Genomic DNA, 19,044 nt, shown 5'->3' with positions numbered 1-19,044 from the left:
CGGGTGGAAAACACGAGACATGGAGAACGCTTGTCCGACGCAGACGTATGTGTTGGACCTAAGTCTTCTAGGTGTCGAGAGACGGACCTTCAATGCGCGAGCTATCGGAGTCAGGCGATTCTGACACTGCCTGAATATGCCGGCGCCCGTTCGAGTCGCCCAATATTAGGCCCCGAGGACGGGGCGTCATACGCACGAGCTCGAGCACGGTCTGTTGTGTCTTATATCCCTAGGGATATTGGACGTCTCACGACTCCCCTCTTGGGTCTCTGCAGATCACCGGAATCTCGCGGCGCGGCGATTCTCATAACTACGTCGCATAACCTCTTGATTGAATGACGGTACTCACCGTTAGTTATGAACAACCAGGAGCAGAGTGACGAAGCTGATCGGCTACGCGCGAGTATCGACGCGCCAACAATCCACCGACCGGCAACAGGTCGACATCTTGGCGGCGAGCGTCCGGCGTGACGACCTCTACGTCGACCACGGGGTCTCCGGCGCTCGAGTATCACGGCCCCACTTCGACCGTGCGCGCGACGCTCTCGAGGTCGGCGACACGCTCGTCATCACGACTCTGGACCGGCTGGGCCGATCGACGCAGACCATGCTCGCTTTCGCCGAAGAGCTCCGCGGGCGAGGTGCCGGCCTTCGCGTACTGAACTTGGGCGGCGGCGATGTCGATACGGCCACACCGATGGGATCCATGATGGCGGCACTCGGTCAGATGGAACACGAAATCAAGCGAGAGCGTGTGGTCGACTCGATCAACAAGCGCCGCGACGCCGGCAAGGATCTGGGCGGCCGCCCGCAGCTCATCACTGACAGCCAAATTCGCAACGCCCGCCGACTTATAGAAGGTGGCGAGACAACGGCGCAGGTTGCGCTCGACCACGGAATGTCCCGAGCGACCTTCTACCGCCGCGCGCGCCCTGGGATTACTGTCAGATCAATCCGCCGACCAGACCCTGACAAGCGACGCCACCAAATAGCGATCACGGAACGCCGCCACAGAGCGCCGGGAAGAAACGGCTCTGGACCGGGTCGAGGGGTCAGTCTTCTTCTTCAGCGCGCGAGAGCCGCTGCGACACGTAGACGGGGATGAACGAAGCAAGGATTATGACGGTGGCGACAACGTTGACAACGCTGGCCTCGTTGGGGCGGGCCATCTGGTTCATGATCCACAGCGGCAGCGTGTCTACTCCCGGCGGTGCCGTGAAGATGGTCACCACGACCTCGTCGAAACTGAGGGCGAACGCCAATAGGCCGCCGGCGACGAAGGCGGTGCGAAATTGGGGGAAGGTGATGATTCTGAAGGTCTGCCAGAGCCCGGCCCCGAGGTCCATCGAGGCCTCCTGCAGGTTCGGGCTCATTCGCCGCAGTCGGGCGAGTACGTTGTTGAAGACCATGACCATGCAGAAGGTGGCGTGGGCCACGATCATGCCGAAGTACCCGATCTGGATGCCGATGGGTTCGAGGAGGTTGTTGTAGGTGTTGCTCAGGGCCACACCGGTGACGATTCCGGGCAGTGCGATGGGGAGCACGACGAGCAGGTTGACAGTCTGCTTGCCGAAGAAGCTGTAGCGCTGCAGCGCGAATGCGGTGAGCGTGCCGAGCACCAGTGCCATCGCGGTGGCGCCGAGGCCGACAACGACAGAGTTGAGCAGGGCTGCACGGATGGGCTCGCTGGTGAAGGCGATCACCCACCAGTTGAGCGAGAAGTCCGTCACCGGCCAGGTGGCGATCCGGGCGACGTTGAACGAGTTGAGTACGACGAGGGAAAGGGGGATGTACATGAACACGAGCACGACGGCGACGATGGCGCCGAGGCCGATCTTGGCTCCGCGGGTGAGTCTCAGCATGGCGGGTTCCTACATCCGGTCCAGTGCGCCGGACTTGCGAACGGCGAACAGGTAGACCAGCACGAAAACGATGGGAACGACCGAGAAGGCGGCCGCGATTGGCGGGTTGAGGTTGATGTTCGAGGCGATGACGCTGCCTATCATCTGGGTAGTCCCGCCCACGAACTTCGCAGCGATATAGTCGCCGAGGCTGAGCGAGAAGGTGAAGATCGAGCCGGCGATAATGGCGGGCTTGAGAAGGGGAACGACGACCGTGCGGATGGTGGTCCAGCTTCGGGCGCCCAGATCGGCCGAGGCGTCGAAGAGGTTTGCCGGGATCTGGCGCACCGCCGTATAGACAGGCAGCGCCATGTAGGGGAACCAGAGGTAGGTGAGGGTGAGGACCACGGTCGTGTAGCTGAATCCGGGACCGCTGATGCCGAAGGGTTCGAGGGCCGAGTTGAAGAAGCCGTTCTCGGTGAACGTGATGCGCATGGCGAGGATCTTCACCAGGTAGCCCGCCCAGAGTGGAAGAGTGATGGCGACGGCCAGGAAGGCACGCAGCCAAGGCGAGGCCACCTTGGCCATGAAGATGCCCAGCGGGATGGAGAATACGACGCTGAGCAGGGTCACCAGCAGCGCGATCGACAGTGTTCGCAGCGAGGTCGAGAGGTAGGCGGGGTTTTCGACCAGCCGGAAGAAGTTGTCGAGGGTGAAACCCGGGATGACCTTGGAGGTGAACGGGTCGGTGCGCCAGAACGCGGTGATCAGGAGCATCACGAGGGAGAAGATGTAGACGCCGACGAGCCAGGTCAGGGGCAGGGCCAGCAGCCCGAGAAGCCGGAGCCGGGGGCTGCGGTGGAGCCGGGTCGAGAGGGGCTTGCTGCCGGCGGGCTGGACCCGGCCCGGGCCGGGTGTCGGGACGCGGCCTGGCTCGGCTGGCGTGACGCGGGGCACTGTGCTGGTCACGGTGATTCCTTAGATGCTTGCGGATGCGGATGGGGGCCGGTGGGGCCCCGGTCGGGACCCCACCGGAAGGTGACTAGCTCTTGACGGTGAGCCAGGCATCCGTCCACTGCTGGAAGTTGGTGCAGATGACGTCGGTGCGTCCGTCGATGCACTGCTCGAGTGGAGTGGTCCAGAACCAGACGTTCTCGAAGTACTCCTCGTCGGTGGCGTGGAAGTACTCGCAGTGCGCTGCGGCCTCATCGCTGGTCTCGCAGAAGGCGCCATTGGCCGGGGCCATGCCGAAGCCCATCGCGATCGCGCCGTTGACCTCGGCGGAGCTGGTGTAGTCCATCCACAGGTAGCCGCAGTTGGGGTTCTTCGACTCGGCGGAGATCATCCAGGCGTCCGACCAGCCGGTGGAGCCCTCTTCGGGCAGCACGCTCTTGAACTTCTCGTCCTCGGTGAGCTTGCGCAGGATCTCCCACGAGGTGCCCACGACTGACGTTCCACCGGCGTACGAGGTGATCTGGGCGACCGGGTCGGCCCAGTACTCGCTGACGATTCCGTTCTGCGTCTTGAGCAGCTCGATGGCGGCGTCAAGCTGCTTCTGGTCGAGCGCGTACGGGTTGGTGATGCCCAGATCGGGTTCGTGCGTCATCAGGTAGACGGCTGCGTCGGCGATGTAGATCGGGGCGTCATAGGCGATGATCTCGCCGGCATAGGGGCTGTCTTCCTCCCAGACGACGTCCCAGCTGGTGGGCGCTTCGGTGACGATCTCGCTGTTGTACTGCAGAATGTTCGCACCGCGGCCGATCGGAACGCCGTAGCTCTTGCCGTTGATCGTGTCGTAGATCTGGCCCTGCATTCCCTCGACGATGTCATCGCCGAAGTTGGGGATCAGGTCGACGTTGATCGGCGCGACGTCCCCACCGGCGATCAGACGCAGGCTCGCGTCGCCGGAGGCCGACACGAGGTCGTAGTCTCCGGTGCGCATGAGCGTGACCATCTCGTCGCTCGTGCCGGCGACACGACGGTTGACGACGCATCCGGTCTCTGCGGTGAACTCGTCGGACCATGCCGGCTCAACGAATCCGCTCCACGCGACGATGTTCACCTCGCCCTCGGCCTTACCGAGCTTGTCCATCATGGGCACGTCGGGAACGTCGATACTGAGGCCGCCGGCCGACGTGTCGCCGGTCGCCGTGTCGCCGGTGCCGCTACAGCCGACGAGCACCAGCGTTGCCGCTGCCACCATCGCGGGAAGCAGCATGTACTTCTTCTTCATGGAACTCTCCTAGTGATTCGTGGTGCAGGGATGGTGCGTCGTGAGGGTCGTAGTCGGCTCAGGGGACGATGGACACGTGGTCGGTCTTCCAAATGGCCCGCACGGCGTCTCCGCGGCCGAAGGCGGCCGCCGCTGTGGGGTGGTGGTCGTTGTGGCGTTCGGCGGTGAGGCGCAGGCCGGAGGCGGTCTCGACGATGTACCGCGTTGCCGGGCCGGTGTAGACGGTTTCGTAGACGGTGCCGAGCACGGAGGTCTCGTCGGCGGCGACGACGGATGCCACATCGGCGAGTCGAACCCGTTCCGGGCGCACGCTGATGAGCTTGTCGATTCCGCTGATGACGCTGGCGTGGGCCGGGGCGATGAGGTTCGAGATCCCCAGGAATCCGGCCACGAACGCGGTCTGAGGAAATTCGTAGACCTCGTTGGGCGTACCGACCTGTTCGATGCGGCCGTTGTTAAACACGGCGACGCGGTCGCTCAGGGTGAGGGCCTCTTCCTGATCGTGAGTGACGAAGATGAAGGTGATACCAACCTCGCGCTGGATCTGCTTGAGCTCGACCTGCATCTCTTCGCGCAGCTGCTTGTCGAGAGCGCCGAGCGGCTCGTCCAGCAGGAGCACGCTGGGTTGCAGGATGAGTGCGCGGGCCAGCGCGATGCGCTGCCGCTGCCCGCCGGAGAGCTGGTGGGGCAGGCGGTCGGCGGTGTGCGCGAGACGTACCTGCTGCAGGGCCCGCTCGACCCGTTCCGCCGTTTCGGACTTGCCCATCTTGCGCACCCGCAGCCCATAGCCGACATTCTCGGCGATCGTCAGGTGGGGGAACAGCGCGTAGTCCTGGAAGACCGTGTTCACATTGCGGTCGAACGGGGCCATGCGGGTGACGTCGACGCCGTCGAGTTCGATGGTGCCGCTCGTGGCGTCCTCGAAGCCGGCGATCATGCGCAGCACCGTGGTCTTGCCTGACCCGGAGGGCCCGAGCATGGAGAAGAACTCCCCGGCGTGAACGTCCAGGTCGAGCTCTGCGACGGCGACGACATCCCCGAACACCTTGGTGACGGCGTGCAGGCTGACGCCTTTGGGGGTGGGGGAAGCCGCTGATGCTGCTTCCAGCAATGCGCGGCCAGACTGTGTCATTGGTCGATGACTCCTTGGAACGACGGTGGTCTCAGAGGTTGAGAATAAACCTATAGTTCCATAGGTTTTTTTTCAAGCAGATTAACTTTGCTTTGCGGCGCATCCGTCGCGGCACCCACGGCGTGAGGGAGAATGAGGCCGTGCCCGCATCCACGACGACGCCCTCCCGACGGGGCGAGCCCTCACGTCTGCAGCGCGCCGTGTTCCAGCCCATCGGCGACGCGGGGCGAGCGGCGCTGGTGGAGCGCCGCATCGCCGAAGCGATCACCGGCGGAGTCCTGGCCCCCGGCACGAAACTCCCAGCCGAGTCCGAGTTGGCCAAGCTGTTCGGCGTCGCGCCGGTAACCGCTCGCGAGGCGCTACAGTCCCTGCGCGAACGTCACCTCGTCGTCACCCGACGCGGACGCAATGGCGGCAGTTTCGTCGTCGAAACTGCCGACGCCGCCGAATTCGCCCTGCGAGCCCTTCGCGATATGTCACGGGTCGCTCTCCGCGACCTCGCCGCCCACTACCTCGCTGTCACGGGCGCCTGCGTTGGCCTAGCCGCCCAACGGGCCGATCCGAGCGAGGTCTTGCGCATCCGCAGCCGGCTCGATCGCTACACCGGCAACGACCCGCTCACATGGCGGCGACTGGCCGACGACGCACACCTCGAGATCTCAGCGCTCAGCCAGTCGGCCAGGCTCACCCGCGAGCAAATGCGCCTGCAGGCGGAGTTCTCGCCGTTCCTCGCACTCGTCGACGCATCCGAAGCCGATCGCGATCGCAGCCGCAGCCAACTCCTCGCTGTCCTCGACGCCGTCTCCGCCGCGGACTCCGCTACTGCGACCCGCCAAGTGCGTGAATCGATCGCGGATGCCATGGACCGACTGATCGACCGCCAGGCGGAACTGGCCAGGTCGTGACTGCGCGGGCTCTCCCCCGGTACTGTATAACCCAGTCGCCCAGGATCCGCACCCTGGCGCGACTCGCAACGAGGAGGTTGCCATGACGGCAGAAGTCACCACGGTCGCATCCCGAGCGGTCGCAGCCGTCGATGACTACTTCGCCGACGCCCTCGATGCACTGGAGGCTTGGCAGCTCGACATTGCGGTCGACATCGCCGCGGCGCGGCGCACCGGGCCGATCACCACATCGCGACTCGACGAGTTAGTGGCGCCCTACGCCCGCCAAACCCTCGACACTCCCGGCATCTCCGTCTACGGCGCGGGCTTCATCGCCGCCCACGACTCACTCGCCGACGCTCCCAGCCACCTCGCCTGGTGGCAGGGACCACAGCGTGCCCGACTGACCCTAGCCAACCAGGCGATCAACAAGGGCAACATCGACTACAGCGAACTCGAGTGGTATCGGGTTCCCATGCTCACCAACCAAGCCCACGTCGCGGGGCCCTATGTCGACTACCTGTGCAGCGATGAGTACACGATCACTGTGGCCGCACCGGTGCGAATCGACGACGAATTCGTCGGCGTCAGTGGACTCGACCTACTCATCGACACCGTCGAGCGCGATCTCACGCCCCAACTCGCAGCGCTCGGTTCCGCCATCACCATCATCAATAGCGCCGGCCGAGTCGTGGTGTCGTCGAACCGCCGCCTAGCAACCGGGGAATCGCTACGCAGTGACGGGTATCGCAACGCCGAGCGGGTGCCCTGTGCGCGCACGCCGCTCGAGATCGTACTCATCTAAGCGCGTCGACGACACGACCCAGTCCAATGCGGCATCCGCCAGATCGATGGATTCTCGCGACGCCCACAACCCGACTCGCCTGCAATCGCGGGCTCCCAGGAACCGATTACTCGGCCGCTAGGCCACGCAGAAAAACAACCACCTCTTAGACCGAGCGATCAGGGCTGCCAACCATCGCGAATCAGACCCTATCCGGACGGCATCGGAAGGTGCACCTGACGTCCCGTTGGGGTGTACCCAGATTGGCATGAGGATCGCCCAACCTGAGCTTCAATCCCGGTAGCGCTCCGCTGGCAACGTTTGATTCTGGCAACGAGTCTTGAGCACATCAGAACAGGGAAATTCGCGGAGGCCCGTCTCTGGTTACTCGGGCAGCAAACCGGCAATGACTATGCAAACAGCTAGCGGGGAATCACCCTTCAAATCGATCGACGCCGGCGCATATGCATCACAGATTCCAATTCTCCGGGCTCGACTTTGCGTAGTCGTCGATGCCGATCGCGGCGAAGTGCTTTTTGGCGGACTTGATCTTCGATTCGTGGTCGAGACCGCCGAGCGAGGACAAGTATGGCGCGCCTGGCGCCGCACTCCTGGGGGAGCTGTGCTGGGGACGGACGGCGCGGAGCACCGAAGCCATTACTACGTTCAAAGGGACACACTGCCGACAGGTTGGCCAGACAGGTCACCGGAGTGGGTGGACGCTGCGCGCGAGGAGTGGCCTCCAGATTGGAACAAGAACGACGGCACTCGCCTCTGATAGTGCGACTAAGTTCCGGTGGCTCCGGCTCCCTGCCTTAAGAGCAGTTTGTTAGCACATCATGCGTTCAGACGTGGCGGTCGTCGTGCGTCAGGCGCGAGCCCTCCGGAAAAGCACCGGCGATGTACCGCTTTTGAAAAATCGAAAACCCTGCGAATTTCCCTTAACCTCCGCGGATTTACGCGGATCTCGGGTGGACGGACCGCTTCTGCCGTTTGTACCGCCGGATCGACAATCCTAGCGACTCTGCTCGCGCCCACGATAAGTATGTGTACAGATGTGCACTCTCCTCCCAACTCCCTTGAATCTGTGCGCGCCCGGGGGGGGTCCTGAACTTGGGTTGTCGCCGCGAGAATGTGTACGACCGTTGAAGCTGGATATGCCCGCTCCCCTTGTCTCGTATGGGTCGCACCGCTTCCGGACACGTACACGTACACGTACCGGCGAGGGTGAATGTGTATATGTGCATTTCGGAGATAGCGGCCACACAGCTTATTCCCAGACACGTCGGGCGTGTCGAGGACGCGTATCCCCCCGCGCTCACCGGCAGCGCACCGGGCTCGCCGTGACCGATGCGAGGACGTCGATTCGACTGCTCTCGAGCCGCCACAGCGCACCATGGAGATCGTCGCCAGGAAGGTGCGGGCCACCCGGCAGTCACGTGCGTCACCATCCACCGCATGCCTCAACTCGCACTTGCTCACACCCGCTCACAGATGTTCCGTTACCGCTGCGTTACCGCTGGGGAAATCCCGGCGAGAAAAAACCCCCTGAGTCCCAGTGAAACACAGGGCTGCAGAGGGTTTTCTGTGGCGGTACCGGTGGGATTTGAACCCACGGTGGAGTCTCCCCCACACAACTTTTCGAGAGTTGCACCTTCGGCCGCTCGGACACGGTACCGAGGGAGAGTTTAGTTGAAATCGGGGGCCTTGCGCGAATCGCGGCGGCGAACATCCGTGTCTGAACGGCCCTGAACGGCCCCGAACGGCCCTGAACGACGAGAACCCAGCACGAAGCGGTATTCTCACCGGGTGATCACCGTGAACCACAGGCTCCGTTCCCTTGCCCTCACTGCCGGAACCCTGGCCACAGCGGCCGGCCTCGGCGCCGCCGCCGTGGTCAATTACCGGGGCTTCCAGCGTCGCATCGCCGAGAGCTCGGTGATTCTCAATGAGACCCTGCCGGTGCACTCTCTCTGGTGGCGCGCCCGCGCGAAAGACAAGGGCGAGCTGATCTACGCCGTCATCGGAGACAGTGCCGCGCAGGGGATCGGGGCGAGTTCCCCGCACCGCGGCTATGTCGGAATCCTGACCGACCACATCCGTCTCTCCACCGGCCGCTCGGTGCGCGTGGTGAACCTGAGCGTGTCGGGCGCCACCGTCGAAATGGCTGTGCGCGACCAGCTGCCCACGTTCGCGAAGCTCACCCCGGACATCGTCACGGTCGCGATCGGCGCCAACGACATCGCCCTCTGGGACGCCGCCGTCTTCGAGGCCGGCATCCGGCAGGTCTGCGCGGCGCTGCCCCCGCACGCCCTGGTCGCCGACCTGCCCTGCTTCCACCTGCCCCGCAACGAACGGATGGTCGCCGTCGCCAACCGCATCATCCGCCAGGTGGCCGCGGAGTACCAGCTACGCGTGGTGCCGCTCCACGCCACGACGAAGCGGCTCGGGCTGCGCAGCGTCGCCACGCACGTCGCGGGCGACCTGTTCCACCCCAATAACCGCGGCTACCGGGCCTGGGCCGAGGCGTTCGTTCCGGCGCTGAGCGCTCATCTGGTGCGGGGCATCCGGCCTGCCGACCTGGCCGGGCCGAATGCCCCCAACGCGCCTGCCGGCCTGCCCTCGGCCGTGCCGGCCAGCCGGCCCTCCCCCACGCCGGAACCCGCGTCGACTCCGGTGGCGAACACTTCGGAATCGGGTGGTGTCAGCGGCCCGAGCTAGGCTCGCAGAATGGCCAGACCCGTTTCCTCCTTCCGTTGCACCGAGTGTGGCTGGACCACCCTGAAGTGGGCAGGCCGCTGCGGCGAATGCCAGCAGTGGGGCACCGTGGTGGACACCACCGAGAAGGCGAGCCTGGCCCGCGCGCTCAAGCCGGCCAGCGTCACCGGCGCGGGCGTCGCCCGCCCGATCACTCACGTCGACACCACGGCCGTCTCGCACTGGCCTACCGGCATCGCCGAGTTCGACCGGGTGCTGGGTGGCGGCATCGTGCCTGGCTCGGTCATCCTGCTCAGCGGCGAGCCCGGCGTCGGCAAGTCGACACTGCTGCTCGAGGTGGCCTCCAAGGCAGCGGCCGCCAAGTCCCGCGTGCTCTACGTCAGCGCCGAGGAATCGGTCAGCCAGGTGCGGTTGCGCGCCGAGCGCACCGGGGCGCTGCAACCCGAGCTGTACATCGCCGCCGAGACCGACCTGGCCACCATCCTCGGCCAGATCGACGCCATTCAACCCAACCTCGTCATCGTCGACTCGGTGCAGACGGTGGCCAGCTCACTCTCCGACGGCCTCGCGGGCATGCCCAGCCAGGTGCGGGAGGTGGCCTCCACGCTGATCCGGGTGGCCAAAGACCGCAACCTGCCCATCCTGCTCGTCGGGCACGTCACCAAAGACGGCTCGATCGCCGGCCCCCGCCTGCTCGAACACCTTGTCGACGTAGTGTGCCAGTTCGAGGGCGACCGGCAGAGCGCGCTGCGCTTCGTGCGGGCGCTCAAGAACCGGTTCGGCTCGACCGACGAGGTGGGCTGCTTCGAGATGACCGGCGACGGCATCGCCGAGGTGCCCGACCCGAGCGCGCTGTTCCTCAGCCGCGGCTCCACCCCCGTGTCCGGCACCTGCGTCACGGTGGCACTCGAGGGCCGCCGGGCGATGCCGGTCGAAGTGCAGGCTCTGGTGATCAAGACCCAGGCCCCGAACCCCCGCCGCGTCACCAACGGGGTGGACTCCTCACGGGTGGCGATGCTCCTCGCGGTGCTCGAGCGCCGGGCGAGCCTGTCGGGGCTTGGCAGCATGGATGTCTACGTGTCGACCGTAGGCGGCATCCGTCTCACCGAACCGGCCGCCGACCTCGCCATCGCCCTCGCCATCGCGTCCGCGTTCAAGGACAAGCCGATCGCTCAAGGGGCCGTGGCGTTCGGCGAGATCAGCCTCGCCGGCGAGGTGCGACCGGTGTCAGCGGCCAAGCTGCGCGCAGCCGAGGCCGCCCGGCTCGGCTTCACCATCCGACTCGATGCCGAGGCCGGCGCGATCGGCACCGCGGTCGCCGCGGCGATCGCGACCGGCCAGTCCGCACGGGACGCCGAGCTCGACCGCGCGTTCTAGCAGGGAACATCCGGCGCGGGCCGCCACGGATGTCCCGGGCGAGCGGCAGGTTCGGGTCACCGGGGTCTCGACAAGCTCAACCACCGGGCGCTCGACCAGCGGGAAGCCCGACCCACCGTGATCATCGGGCCTCGAGCAGTTCCGCCTCCGGGGTCGACGTGGAGACGATGGCGGCGTGAACGACCCGATTGCGACCGTCGCGTTTGGCCACGTACAGACGCACATCGGCGGCGCGCAGCAGGTCCGAGCTCTGCTGGCCGTCGGCAGGCGCCAGGGCAATCCCGAGACTCGCGGTCACCGGCAGGGCGCCGGTGATCGGCGACCAGTCGTGATCAGCGATCGAGCGGCAGACCGCCTCGAAACGCCGGTGCGCCTCGGTGGCGTCAATCCCCGGCATGATCAGCAGGAATTCCTCGCCGCCCAAGCGTGCGGCGATGCCGTCGGCCGCGGATGCCGCAGCGGCGATCAGGATGCTGCCCACCTCGCGGAGCACAGTGTCGCCGACCTCATGCGACAGCGTGTCGTTGATGCGCTTGAAGTGATCGAGGTCGACCATGGCGATGGCCACGCTCGGCCCACCCTCGCGCAGGCGCATCAGCGCGGCGCTGAGATGTTCGTCGACGAACCGGCGGTTGTGCAGCCCGGTGAGCGGATCGCGCTCAGCCAGCTCTCGGTACCGCTCGCTCTCTCGGCGGGACTCCGCGGTCTGGAACATGGCCTCGAGGATGCGCCCGCGCGACTCGTTCTCGCTCGCACCGAGCGCCTCGGACTGTTCGTGGAAGTGCCGGTACGCCTCGAACGCGGCGCGAAAATCGCCGTTGGCCGCATGGATCTCGGCCTGCTCCCTTGCCGCTTCCGTCGACCAGCGGGTGAGCCCGAACCGCTGGGACAGCTCGCGGCACCGGTCGATGACGGTCTGCGCTCGGGCCAGATTGCCCTGCGTGCGATAGATCTCGGCCAGCGTGACCAGGGCCACTGCGGACCCGTCGGGATGCAGGTTGCCCACGGCCGGGTCCATAGCCGGCAGCAGCTTCGCTTCCGCCTCGTCCAGCCGCCCCGCCGTCAGGTAGACGCGCGCGACCGTGTCGAGGGCGTACATGCCGATCTGTCGGTCGCCCACCTCGGACAGGCCGATCAGCTGTTCCACGGCCGCGAGGGCCTCGACCTGGTTGTGGGCCAGGTATTCGGTGTAGGCGAGATTGTTCAGGATGTTGTAGCGGATGATGGTCTCGGGGTCATCGATCACGAGGCGGAGGGCATCGTCGTATCGGCGGCGCGCCTCGTCGAGGGACCCGGCCGAGCCGAGCGCGTCGGCCAGGCACTTGCGGGCGGCTGCACGCATGAGTGGAACCTCCGACTCCTCGAGCAGGTCGTTCGCGGCGACGGCGTGTTCCAGGGCCAGGGCGCGGTCGCCCACCATCTCGAACACGGAACCGAGCACGTCGTGACAGCGCGACTGCAGGGCGAGCTCGCCGTGCTGCTCCGCCCAGCTCAGGATCTGTTGCACGTCAACGGCGCTCTGACTCGGGTCGCCGCGACGGATGCGCACAGCCGCGACGACAACCTGCAGCCGTCGCGCAGTCGCTCCGTGCTCCCCGTCGCCGAACTCGGCGAGCCAGGCCTCGGCATCCTGGAGGGCGACATTGCGGTCGATCCAGTACTGTCGCTCGACGCCCGCGAGGCGGGCGTCGGTCAGACCCTGTTCGGTCTCCACCACATTGACCTGCTCCCTGACAGGCTGAATGCTGACCGTGAAAAGTCCGTCGGATTCCGCTTCGGGAGCGGGCCGAACACTGTCTAGCGCCAGCCTAGCGCGGGCCGACTCCGCGGCCGGGGGTCTGGGGACCCCCAGCCTGAGGGGGTCAGTCGGGCGCTACCGGCCGGGTTCGCTCGTGCCGGTTACTTCCTCGCCGGGCAGCGAGCCGAGGGCGCGCATCAGGTCCGCCGGTGCGGCCTGCATGACATGGGGACCGGCGACGTCGAAGAACACCATCTCGAGCACCTGCTGGTGCACGGTGAGGAATTCGCGAAGCCACTGTGCGTCACCGACCATGATCTGCGGATCGATCTCGTCGGGAACCATGCGGGCGTAGTTCTCGGCGGAGGAGAAGAGCAGCAGCATCCGGCGGTCGGTGCCTTCACGGCCGAAGACCCGCACCTGTTCCGCCTGCCCGTTGACGACCAGCTGTGGCACGATCATCACGTCGTTGCGCAGGGCATAGGCCACAGCGACCACATCCTGGGCGGCCAGAGCGGCAGCGAGGGCAGGGGAATGCGTCGGTGGAGTAGCGTCAGTCACGGCTTCCATTCAACCAGTTGGCGCGGTAGTGACACGCCGAATCCGACCCTTGGGGGGCACGCCACGAGCGAACGGCGGCCGGGCCGGTATCAGGAGAGGAAGAACTGCTTCGGGTTCACCGACTCGATGCCGTCGACGCTCACGGTCAGGTTGTAGGCCGCTCCGCCGGCCGGCGCGGCATCGCGGCTGGCTTCGCCGCAGGTGTCCGGGTTCGAACGGGTGCGATCCCAGGCGATCGCTTCGCCGGAACTCACGGGTTCACCCGGCTGCAGGCTGACGTCGGCGTCGCCTGGCTCCTGCTGGCAGTCGGTCGACGTCCAGTAGACATCCGTGCCGCTCGACACCGTGAACACCTGCGTCGCCGTACCCGCGTTCAGCACGCACGGCACGTCGCCGATGTTGGTGACGCTGAGCGAGAGCATCGGCTGCGCCCCCGGTTCGTAGCTGACCGCGTCGGTGGTCGCTTCGATCTGCACGGATGCGGGGTCGCACGCGGCCGGGTCGGCCGCCGGGTCGGAGGCGGAGACCTCCGCTCCGGCCGCCTCGGCCGCGGGCGCCGGAGTGCTGTCGGGCACACCGGTGCCGGCGGCCGGGCGCACGATGGACGAGATGACCAGGATGAGGAGGGCGAGCACGATGAGCAGGCCGAGGCCCACCACGAGACGACGGCGCCAGTACACCTTGCTGGACTGGGGGCCGACCGGATGTTTGATCGTCGACATTACCCAAGGCTAGCGAGGTATACCGGCGCCGCCGGCAATGCTGTGCGTGTCGTGCGCGTGTTGGGCGGGAAACGCCGAACCGGCGCGGCCGACCTCGAGAGGCTCGGTTCCGCGCCGGTCCGGTTTGCTCCGGGCGGTACTACCGGCCGCGCGGCGCCTTGTCGACCCTGATCTCGGTCCAGCCGAGCACGTTATCGTTCTCGTCCTGCACGACCAGCTTGTACTTGCCCGCACGGGTGTCGGCCGGCAGGGTCGTTCTGACCTCACCCTGCGCGTTCACCAGCAGCCAGCCGCCCAGGTTCTCCACTGGCTTGGACTGCAGCGATACGGAGACGAACTCACCGGCACGCGCCACTCCGACGTCGACCGTGACCGGGGCACCCACGGCATACGTGGCCGCGTCCGTGACGATCGCGTTCTTGAGTGCCTTGGTCAGCGCCTTCGGGCTGGCGGCGACCGGTTCAGTCGTCGGCGGAACCGGCACAACGACCGTGATCGGCACCCGCACGATCGTGCCTGACTCCGTGGTGGTGAGTTCGAGCACGCTGTTCGCCGCGGCATCCTGCGGCACCGTGACGGTGACCGTCGCCGCACCCGTTGCGTCAACGGCTGCCGTTCCCAGTCCGGCACTGCTGCCGGCCCAGACCAACGACATTGCCGTGTTCTTCGGCGCGCCGAGCGAGCTCAGGTTCAGGTTGCCCACGGTGAACGTGACCGAGGCGCCGCGCTCGACCGCCACGGTCGGGACACCCGTGACACTGGCCTGGCGGGTGGCGAACGACGGCGTCAGCGGGCTCTTGGCCGTGATGTAGGAGATCCACGCGTCCCGGTCGACGAGACCGGAGTCGCGCGTGCCCGTTCCGTTCTTGAACTCCCGAAAGTTGTCGCCTCCGGTGAGCAAGAAGTTGAACGAGCCCACCCGGTAGGAGCGCGCCGGGTCGATTGCCGAGCCGTTGATCCAGATGCCCGTAATGCGGTCACCCTCGGTCCGGCTCGCGTCGAACGTGTAGTTGACGTTGTCGGAGAGGCCCAGCTGCAGGTATGGACGGCTCGGAATGTTGCCGGCCGCGTCACGCTGCCACTGCTGCTCCAGAACCGTCTTGAACTGGGCCCCGGTGAGGCTGGTCGTCCACAGGTTGTTCAGGAACGGCAGCACCGCGTTGGCCTCGGCGTAGGTGACGACGCCGTCCGGTGCGAGTAGCAGCTCGGCGCGCATGCCGCCGGGGTTGACCACGCCGATTTCGGCGCCGCCCTTGAGCGGGTCAGCCAGCGATTCGCGCAGCGAGTTGGCCACCAAGGTGCCCATCGCCGATGGTGCGGCCCGGTTCTCCGCGCACGGTGCGGTGCCACCGAGGCAGGCGCGGGTGATGTCGGCGGTGACGGAGCCGATCGGCTGGTTGCCGATGACGGCCGCCTGGGCGAGCGCGGCATCCGTGATTGTCTTCACCAAGGCGACCCGCGGGTAGGCGGCGACCAGGGTGGCGTCGGCGGTGACCGAGCGCTTGACGTTCTGGTTCTTCACGGTCGTGGTGTCACCGGAGGCAATGTCGTAGTTCAGCACGACCTGGCCGATGTTCTCACCGTAGTTGCCGGTCTGAAGCACCGGGCGGGTGATGCCGGCGGGCGCACCGGGCAGCTGTGCGTTCCACGCGTATTGCTTGTGCGTGTGGCCGGTGAAGATCGCGTCGACTTCGGCTGAGGTCTGCGTGACGATCACTGCGAACGCACTGTCGGTGAGGGCGAGTTCCTGCTCGAGGGTCGCGTTGTCCGGCGTTCCGGCGCTGGCACCCTCGTGGTACTCGGCGATCAGCACGTCGGCTTCGCCGTTGGCCGGGTCACCGTCGGTGAGCTGGGCCGAGACCCGGTTGACCGCGGCTACCGGGTCACCGAAGCTCAGGCTGGCGATCCCGTTCGGCGACACCAGCGCCGGGGTCTCCTTGGTGACGGCGCCGATCACACCGACCGAGACGCCGTCGACGTCGAAGATCGCATATTCCTGCATCGCCGGGGTCGTCGTTCCGAGCAGGTAGACGTTCGCGCCGAGGTAGTCGAAGTCGGCGGCGTCGGCGACGCGCCCGGTGAGGTCGGCGAAGCCCTGGTCGAACTCGTGGTTGCCCACGGCCGAGGTCTTGAGGCCGAGCGCGTTCAGCACGTCTATGGTGGGCCTGTCGCCCTGCGACGCCGAGGCGAACAGGGAGGCGCCGATGTTGTCACCGTCGGAGAGGAACAAAGTGGACGCGTCTCCGTATTCCGCGCGGAGCTGCTCGATCGTTCCGGCGAACTTCACCGTGTTGCCGTCGATGCGCCCGTGGAAGTCGTTGATGTTGAGCAGGTTGATGTCGACGTCGGTGGGGCTGGCGAGGTCCAACCCGACGATCGCCGGGTCGTGGTCCGACGAGCGGAACGCGTCGGCCACGTAGAAGTCGGTGACGTTGTTGTTGTAGCGGCTGTACTCGAGCGCAACGGACTCGACCGAGTTGATGTTCCAGACGTCCACATCGGTGACCGCGGCATTTGCCTCGGGTGACGCGAACACGTGGTCGAGCGAGCCGACGGTGCCACCGAACGCGTAGGTGTACTCGCCGGTCTTGGCCTCCTGGCTGAGGTAGCCCGCGTCGGTGATGACCTTGATCGGGTCTTCCTGGTCGTAGGCGTTGAAGTCACCGGTGAGGAAGACGCGCGCGATGCCGGTACTGGTCTTCAGCGTGTCGGCGAACTTGACGAGCGCGGTCGCCTGGTTCACACGGGACAGGTTCGAGGCTCCCTGGCCGTCGCCGGTGTTGGCGTCGGCGCCGGTTCCGGAACCCTTCGACTTGAAGTGGTTGACGATCGCGAGGAAGCTGCTGCCGGCGTCGCCGACCAACTGGAACGCCTGGGCGAGCGGCTGGCGGGCGTTCACGAACGCGGCGTCGTCGAAGATGGTCGATCCGCCGACGGTTTCGACCGCGGCGGTCTTGTAGATGAATGCGGTGCGGATGACATCTTCGCTGGCGGGGAGGGCGGCCGGTGAGGGTACGAACGCCCAAACCGGGCTGCCCGCGTCGGTGTTCAGGGCGGTGACGAGGTTGGCGAGGGCGAAGTCGCGGTCCTTGCCGAAGCGGGCCGAGTTCTCGATCTCTTCCAGCGTGATGACGTGGGCGTCGAGGGCGTTGATCGCCGAGACGATCTTTGCCTGCTGGCGCTCGAAGCTGACCTGGGTGGCCGCGCCGCGGGCGTCGCATCCGCTGTTGACCGTGATCGGCGTGCCGGCCCGGTCGGTGTAGTAGCTGCAGCCGGTGATCGAGTCCCCGGTGGTGGCGAAGTAGTTGAGCACGTTGAAGGTGGCCAGACGGATGTCGCCGCCCACCGATCGAGGTGCCGCGGTGCGGGTGTCGGCGAAGGTTGCGGGCTGCACGGCTGCGGCGGTCGCAGGCACCAGTTCGGTGGTCGGCTGGAACTTCCAGGCACTGTTGCGGAAGTCGAGGATGACCGGCGTCGCGAACGTGACGGCCGCGCCGATGCGCACCGGGCTGGTCGTCGAAAGGTAGGGGACGGGCTTGTCCTTGTTGATGCTGGACAAGAAGTTGGTGGTGGCGCCGTCGTCGAGGGTGACCGCGCGCGCCTTATTGCCGGCGACGGCCGCGGTGTACGCGTCCGTTCCCGGGCGGGCGGTGACGGTCGGGCCGACGAGCGGGGTGGTTCCGGCCGCGAGGCCGATCTCGCCGTACTGGTTGGTCGCGTAGTTGTTGGTGACGGTGAAGTCGCCCTGCGGGGAGACGAGCATGCCCTCGAGAGACTCACGTGCGGCATCCGTTGACGGGAGGCCGACCGTGGCCGGCACCGGGCCGACGATCCCGGCCTTGTCCAACGCGGTCACGTCGCTGAGCGCGGTGATCGTGATCTGGGTGAGGCCGAAGAACTCGCTCGCGGTGCCGGTGACGGAGACGTAGTCGCCTGCCGTGACCGGGGCGGCCAGTGCGTTCGTGTAGACGAAGAGGCCGTCGGACGCGGTGTGCGTGGTCAGGTCGACCGCGCCGCCGGTGCCGGGGGTCTGCAGGTAAAAGCCTTTGAAACCGCCCGTGGGATATGTGGCGGTGACGACGCCGGTCGTCGTGACGACCTTGCCGGTCTGGGCGCCGGCATCCGTGGAGCCCTGGATCTCGTTGATCGCAAGGGCGGCGGCAGGCACGGGCGGAGTCGTCGCGGTGGGCGTCGGGGTGGGCGTCGCGGTCGGGTCGACCGGGGTCGCCGCGGCCTCGCCTGCGGCGTTCGTCGGGGTGGGAGCCGCGACGATGAAGTCGGCCGAGTTGACGTCAGTGTCGAGGCCCGTGGCGCGGGTGAGCGCGGTGGTGACGGATGCGGCGGACGCCACCGTGGTCTCGAACGTGAGCGACGTGCCGTAGCCGAGTAGGTCGATGACGCCCGGGGCATTGAGGAGGGATCCCGTGGCCGGGGCCGTCAGCTGCGTGGCCTGGCTGGCGAGGAAGAGGGTTCCGCCTCCGCCGCCGAAAGAGAAGCCGAGGGTGGCGTTGGGGGTGGGCAGCGCCGCGCCGCTGGTCGAGTTGGCCGTTCCCTGCACCAGGTAGTACCCCTTGGCGGGGATCGAGCCGCTCAGTGCAAGCGTGCCGGACGGGTTCGCCGCGCCTGTGGCCGACCGATACTGCAGCGAGGTGCCGTCGAGGGAGACGGCAGCGTCCGTGGGGTTGTAGAGCTCGACGAACTTGTTGAGGTAGGTCGCTCCCGTGCTGCCGCCGTTCAGGTAGGCCTCGTTGATCACGACCCCGGTGCCGCCGACGTCGGCGAAGGCGGGCAGGGCCACCAGGGGGCTGGCGACCAGCCCCACTCCGAGTAGAGCAGAAAAAGCCAGTTTCAGACGGCTGTTCGGTGCAGGCGACATAGTTTTCCTCAGCTATTAACGATCGACAGTGATCGCCATGCTACGGACGCGGTGTTGCCAGTGCGCTACCTGCGAAGTAACAATCAGTGAATTTGAGCGTTTCGCTCGGATGAGCAGAAATCTCCAGAACTACCCTCACCTGAGCGGCACCTGAACGGGTAGTCTCTCGCTGTCTTCT

At 66.4% G+C, this 19,044-nt stretch carries 12 protein-coding genes, 1 tRNA gene and 1 pseudogene; 5 read left to right on the top strand and 9 right to left on the bottom strand.

All coding sequences use genetic code 11. The features are described 5' to 3' along the window. Positions 1-376: 376 nt before the first annotated feature. Positions 377-931 (top strand): annotated as a pseudogene (locus tag E3N86_RS12645) (recombinase family protein); the annotation flags it as partial. Between the two features lie 121 nt (positions 932-1,052). Here the strand turns inward: E3N86_RS12645 and E3N86_RS12640 are convergent. From E3N86_RS12640 to E3N86_RS12625, 4 genes are all read right to left on the bottom strand, one after another. Then, on the bottom strand, positions 1,053-1,862 hold the full coding sequence (locus E3N86_RS12640; RefSeq protein WP_134372577.1) for an ABC transporter permease: 810 nt from the start codon (positions 1,860-1,862) through the stop codon (positions 1,053-1,055). A 9-nt stretch (positions 1,863-1,871) separates the two neighbouring features. After that, positions 1,872-2,672 carry an ABC transporter permease gene (locus E3N86_RS12635; protein ID WP_370295493.1) on the bottom strand — a complete coding sequence of 267 codons (801 nt, stop codon included), beginning with the start codon at positions 2,670-2,672 and terminating at the stop codon, positions 1,872-1,874. 211 nt (positions 2,673-2,883) lie between these two features. After that, a complete protein-coding gene (locus E3N86_RS12630; RefSeq protein ID WP_134512095.1) occupies positions 2,884-4,074 on the bottom strand; it encodes an extracellular solute-binding protein in 1,191 nt (396 codons plus the stop codon). Between the two features lie 58 nt (positions 4,075-4,132). Next, entirely contained in the window at positions 4,133-5,206 is a 1,074-nt protein-coding gene (locus E3N86_RS12625; RefSeq protein WP_134372583.1) for an ABC transporter ATP-binding protein, read from the bottom strand. A gap of 140 nt (positions 5,207-5,346) precedes the next feature. Between E3N86_RS12625 and E3N86_RS12620 the strand changes: the two genes are divergently transcribed. Next, the gene (locus E3N86_RS12620; protein ID WP_241986096.1) at positions 5,347-6,111 is read left to right on the top strand and encodes a FadR/GntR family transcriptional regulator; all 765 of its coding nucleotides are present in this window, start codon (positions 5,347-5,349) and stop codon (positions 6,109-6,111) included. 82 nt (positions 6,112-6,193) lie between these two features. After that, positions 6,194-6,895: a cache domain-containing protein gene (locus tag E3N86_RS12615; RefSeq protein ID WP_134372586.1), complete on the top strand. Its 702-nt coding sequence runs from the start codon at positions 6,194-6,196 to the stop codon at positions 6,893-6,895. A 1,567-nt stretch (positions 6,896-8,462) separates the two neighbouring features. Here E3N86_RS12615 and E3N86_RS12610 read toward each other — a convergent pair. Then, positions 8,463-8,552: transfer RNA gene (locus E3N86_RS12610), tRNA-Ser, on the bottom strand. Between the two features lie 131 nt (positions 8,553-8,683). Here E3N86_RS12610 and E3N86_RS12605 point away from each other — a divergent pair. After that, complete coding sequence (locus E3N86_RS12605; protein ID WP_241973066.1) at positions 8,684-9,595, top strand: SGNH/GDSL hydrolase family protein; 912 nt, start codon at positions 8,684-8,686, stop codon at positions 9,593-9,595. A gap of 9 nt (positions 9,596-9,604) precedes the next feature. Beyond that, a complete protein-coding gene (gene radA, locus E3N86_RS12600) occupies positions 9,605-10,969 on the top strand; it encodes a DNA repair protein RadA (RefSeq protein ID WP_104102393.1) in 1,365 nt (454 codons plus the stop codon). Positions 10,970-11,090: 121 nt separating this feature from the next. On the opposite strand, the gene E3N86_RS12595 is transcribed toward radA, so the two are convergent. From E3N86_RS12595 to E3N86_RS12580, 4 genes are all read right to left on the bottom strand, one after another. Further along, a complete protein-coding gene (locus E3N86_RS12595) occupies positions 11,091-12,686 on the bottom strand; it encodes a GGDEF domain-containing protein (protein ID WP_134420417.1) in 1,596 nt (531 codons plus the stop codon). Positions 12,687-12,842: 156 nt separating this feature from the next. Then, positions 12,843-13,268, bottom strand: a complete 426-nt coding sequence (locus E3N86_RS12590) for a dehydrogenase (RefSeq protein ID WP_241986082.1) — start codon at positions 13,266-13,268, stop codon at positions 12,843-12,845. A gap of 89 nt (positions 13,269-13,357) precedes the next feature. Continuing rightward, positions 13,358-13,990 (bottom strand): hypothetical protein, encoded by a 633-nt coding sequence (locus E3N86_RS12585; protein WP_134372708.1) that lies wholly within the window; start codon positions 13,988-13,990, stop codon positions 13,358-13,360. 139 nt (positions 13,991-14,129) lie between these two features. Continuing rightward, complete coding sequence (locus tag E3N86_RS12580; protein WP_134512093.1) at positions 14,130-18,866, bottom strand: ExeM/NucH family extracellular endonuclease; 4,737 nt, start codon at positions 18,864-18,866, stop codon at positions 14,130-14,132. Positions 18,867-19,044 lie beyond the last annotated feature (178 nt).

Source organism: Cryobacterium sp. Hz7, assembly GCF_004402815.1.
GTDB classification, from domain to species: domain Bacteria; phylum Actinomycetota; class Actinomycetes; order Actinomycetales; family Microbacteriaceae; genus Cryobacterium; species Cryobacterium sandaracinum.
This window is presented reverse-complemented; position numbering and strand designations above follow the sequence as displayed.

Bases quoted from the DNA above. Each gene is read 5' to 3' on its own strand.
- E3N86_RS12615 (WP_134372586.1), top strand. From the start codon at position 6,194: ATGACGGCAGAAGTCACCACGGTCGCATCCCGAGCGGTCGCAGCCGTC.
- radA (WP_104102393.1), top strand. From the start codon at position 9,605: ATGGCCAGACCCGTTTCCTCCTTCCGTTGCACCGAGTGTGGCTGGACC.
- E3N86_RS12580 (WP_134512093.1), bottom strand. From the start codon at position 18,866: ATGTCGCCTGCACCGAACAGCCGTCTGAAACTGGCTTTTTCTGCTCTA.
- E3N86_RS12640 (WP_134372577.1), bottom strand. From the start codon at position 1,862: ATGCTGAGACTCACCCGCGGAGCCAAGATCGGCCTCGGCGCCATCGTC.
- E3N86_RS12630 (WP_134512095.1), bottom strand. From the start codon at position 4,074: ATGAAGAAGAAGTACATGCTGCTTCCCGCGATGGTGGCAGCGGCAACG.
- E3N86_RS12625 (WP_134372583.1), bottom strand. From the start codon at position 5,206: ATGACACAGTCTGGCCGCGCATTGCTGGAAGCAGCATCAGCGGCTTCC.
- E3N86_RS12585 (WP_134372708.1), bottom strand. From the start codon at position 13,990: ATGTCGACGATCAAACATCCGGTCGGCCCCCAGTCCAGCAAGGTGTAC.